This window comes from Actinomadura logoneensis, from assembly GCF_003428695.1.
GTDB lineage: Bacteria > Actinomycetota > Actinomycetes > Streptosporangiales > Streptosporangiaceae > Spirillospora > Spirillospora logoneensis.
This window is the reverse complement of sequence record NZ_QURH01000154.1, coordinates 1-3,464: the sequence shown is the minus strand read 5'-3', so window position 1 is coordinate 3,464 and position 3,464 is coordinate 1. Positions and strand designations below refer to the sequence as shown.

General features: G+C 77.2%; 4 protein-coding genes. 2 read left to right on the top strand and 2 right to left on the bottom strand.

Features of this window, described 5'->3' with window-relative positions; translation table 11 throughout:
* On the top strand, nucleotides 1–1,343 hold a 1,343-nt coding region (locus tag DZF91_RS08145; RefSeq protein ID WP_117356871.1), incomplete at its 5' end, for a tetratricopeptide repeat protein.
* Nucleotides 1,344–1,448: 105 nt separating this feature from the next.
* On the opposite strand, the gene DZF91_RS08140 is transcribed toward DZF91_RS08145, so the two are convergent.
* Both DZF91_RS08140 and DZF91_RS08135 read right to left on the bottom strand, forming a co-directional pair.
* A complete protein-coding gene (locus tag DZF91_RS08140) occupies nucleotides 1,449–2,339 on the bottom strand; it encodes a hypothetical protein (protein WP_117356870.1) in 891 nt (296 codons plus the stop codon).
* A 179-nt stretch (nucleotides 2,340–2,518) separates the two neighbouring features.
* On the bottom strand, nucleotides 2,519–2,941 hold the full coding sequence (locus DZF91_RS08135) for a pyridoxamine 5'-phosphate oxidase family protein (protein WP_117356869.1): 423 nt from the start codon (nucleotides 2,939–2,941) through the stop codon (nucleotides 2,519–2,521).
* A 139-nt stretch (nucleotides 2,942–3,080) separates the two neighbouring features.
* Here DZF91_RS08135 and DZF91_RS08130 point away from each other — a divergent pair.
* On the top strand, nucleotides 3,081–3,464 hold a 384-nt coding region (locus DZF91_RS08130), incomplete at its 3' end, for a protein kinase domain-containing protein (RefSeq protein WP_407920896.1).

Here is a 3,464-nt window from a genome sequence, read left to right as displayed (position 1 = left end):
CGTCCGGCCTGGTCGGGCCGCGCCTCGGGACCGTCCTGCGGCACCGCGACCGCGCGGGCGACCCGGCCCGCGCCGCCGCGTCCTACGCCTACGCGGTCGGCTGGTGCCTGAGCCACGGATGCCACGACGCCGCCGCCGAGCTCGGGCGGCGCGGCATCGAGCACGCCGACCCCGAGGCGCACCCGGACGCCGATCCGGCGGTGTGGTGGGAGCTCGTCCACGCGACCGCGATGGCGCTGGCCGCGCTGCGCCGCGAGGACGAGGCCGAGCGGCTGCTGCACCGCGCCCGCGCGACCACCGACTCGCCGGTGTGGCACTCCACGATCGCCTACTCGCTGGCGATGCTCGCCGTCCGCCACCACGACCCCGCCCGCGTGGACCTCTCCGCCGCGCTGGCCTGGACGAACACCGCGATCGCGATCTGCGGGCTGCTGCCCGACCCGGCCGAGCGGGCGATCAAGCTCGGCTTCGACCTCAACGGCCGGGCGCTGGTCGAGGCCCGGCGCGGCCGGGACGAGGAGGCGCTGCGGCTCGTCCAGGAGGCGATCGACCTCGCCGACCGCGACCTCCCGCCGGGCGCCCACGCCGTCCACCGGATGGTCCTGCTCGCCAACCGCGCCGCCGTGCTGGACCGGCTCGGCCGCACCGGCGACGCGCTGCGCGACTGGACGGCCGCGATCGACGCCGACCCCGTCCACCCCGACTACTACATCGACCGGGGCAACCTGCTGCTGCGCCTCGGCCGCGCGGCCGAGGCCGTCGCCGACTACGAGACCGCGATGGCCGTCGGGCCGCCCTTCCCCGAGCCGTACTTCAACCGCTCGGAGGCCAGGTTCGCCGAGGGCGACCACGAGGGCGCCCTCGCCGACCTCGACCACGCGCTCGAGCTGGACCCCGGATTCACCGAGGCCCGGACGAACCGCGCCGGGCTGCTGGCCGCCCTCGGCCGCAACGCCGAGGCGCGCGCCGACTGCGCGGCGGGGCTCGCCCACCGGCCGGGCGACGCGCACCTGCTCAGCGTCCTCGGCCAGATCGAGGCCGCCGAGGGCCACGGCGACCGGGCCCGCGCCGCGTTCGACCAGGCGCTCGGGCAGGACCCGACGCTGGCCGCCGCGTGGGCCAGCCGGGGCGTCCTCGCCTACGAGACCGGGGACGCCGAGGCCGCCGTCCGCGACCTGACGAAGGCCCTGGAACTGGGCGAGGACCCGGCCGTCCTGTTCAACCGCGCCGTCGTCCTGGCCGCCCTCGGCAGGACGGCCGAGGCGCGCGGGGACCTGACGCGCGCCCGCGCCCTGGCCCCCGGCGACCCGGACATCGAGAAGGCCCTCGCCGACCTCGGCTGACCACCCCGCAGGGGCGCGCGCGGCCGAGGGGCGCGCCAGACCCGACGGCCGGGTCGGGCAGGGCTGGCCGACCGGACGCGGACGGCCGGGTCGGGCGCGGAGGGGTCAGGGCTGGGTGGTCCTGGCGTTCTGCAGGGCGCAGAGGACTCGGATGGTCTCGTAGCCGCGCCAGGCGAGCGCGCCCGCCGGGGAGATCCGGGCGTACTCGACCGTCCAGCCGCCGTCCTCCTGCTGGCCGTTCTCCAGCCGGGCCAGGTCGGCGGCGACCACCTCGGGCCGGAACAGCTCGCGCGGCGGACGGCCCGGGACGCCCGCGAAGTCGAGCGGGTGCAGGTACTCGTCGTCCGTCCCGCCCTCGACCTTGACCAGGCCGTCGTCGGGGACGTACTTGCCGAGCCCCTCCAGCAGCTCGCGCGCCTGGGGGTGGACGTCGCGCAGGGCGTCCATCGCCCGGACGGCGAACGCCAGGATGTAGGCGTGCGGGCGGCTGTCCAGGGCGCCGACCGCGCCCACGCAGTAGGCGGCGGCGCGCTCCAGCCACGGGTGCGCCGCCACGCCCGGGTCGATCTCCGCCACCCGCTGCGCCGCGACCAGCGTGACCGCGGTGATCTGCAGGGACGAGACGGACGTGTCGGCCGTCGCCCACCACGGGGCGTTGCCGGCCGCGCGGGTCGTCGGCAGCGCGAACGGCAGGCCGCCGTCCGGCAGCGTCACCGACTCCAGCCAGTCGCACAGCTCCACCGCGTGCGGGTGCCCGCCGATCTCGGCGAACACCTCGAACGCGTGCGCGGCGGCGCCGGTCTGGCTCTCGGGCGACCGCAGGTCGGGCTCCAGGCCCCACCCGTAGCCGCAGTCGGGATTGCGGTAGGCGGCGAGGGCCGCGACGACGGCCTCCACGTCGCCGGTGTCGCCGAAGAGGACGTCGAACCGGCGCCGGTCCAGGAGCCGGGCGTGCGTGGCCATGAAGTCGGCCGCCTTGGTCAGGTCGATGCTCATAACCCCACCCTGGACGGCTCGCGCCCGTCCGTCTTGTCGCTTTCGGTCATCCTCGCCCCGCGGGACGCCCGCGCGGCCCCGCAGGACGCCGACGCGGCTCCGGCGGAACCTCGCCCCGCGGGACGCCCGCGCGGCCCCGCAGGACGCCGACGCGGCTCCGGCGGAACGCTCCGCCCCGCTCACCCGGCGCCGCCCAGCCGCCGGCCGGTGATCTCCTTGGGGGCGAGCCGGATCCGGGCGGGCCGCCTCTCGGCGGGCCAGGGTTCCACGTCGGCCGAGGGCTCGTCGTCCTCCAGCTGCCGTGCGCCGCCGCGCAGCAGGACGCTCCAGCCCTCGTGCCGCTCGGCGTCGATCTGGTCCACCTCGAAGGCGATCCGCACCTCCGCGCCGGACAGCAGCCCGGAGAGGTTCTGGTTGAGCCGCCCGGCGAGCGAGGTGCGGAACACGATCTCCTCGCCGTCCAGGACGTAGTTGACCGGGGTCACCGTCGGCCCCTCGCCGTCGTCGTAGGCGACGCGGCCGAGGCCGCCGGGGGCGATCAGCTTCAGGCACGTTTCGCGGTCGAGGGGCGACAGCGTCGGACGTCCCTGGGGTTCGGTCATGACTGCGCCTTTCTCCTGACGGATCTCGTCTGCTGCCCTACCCGGCCCGGCCGGGCGTCACTCCGTGAGCCTGATCGCGTCGGGCGGGGGGACGGCCCCGATAAGGTCAAGACCGTCCCAAGGGAGGTGGGAGCGCCGGGTGGACGATCCGCTGCGCCCCGGGCTGCTGCTCGGTGGCAGGTACCGGCTGGAGGCCCGGGTCGGCGACGGCGGCATGGCCTCGGTGTGGCGCGCCTTCGACGGCGTGCTGTCCCGGCCGGTCGCCGTGAAGGTCCCGCGCGCGGACGGGCCGGGCCGGTCGGCGCGCAGGCTGCGCCGCGAGGCCACGGCGGCGGCCCGCCTGACCCACCCCGGGATCATCGGCGTCCACGACTACGGCGAGGCCGACGTGCCCGGCGGCGGACGCGTCCCGTACGTGGTCATGGAGCTGCTGGACGGCGAGACGCTCGCCGCGCGGCTGGCCCGCGGCCCGCTCCCGGCCAGGGAGGCGGCCTCGGTGGGCGCGCAGGTCGCCCGCGCGCTG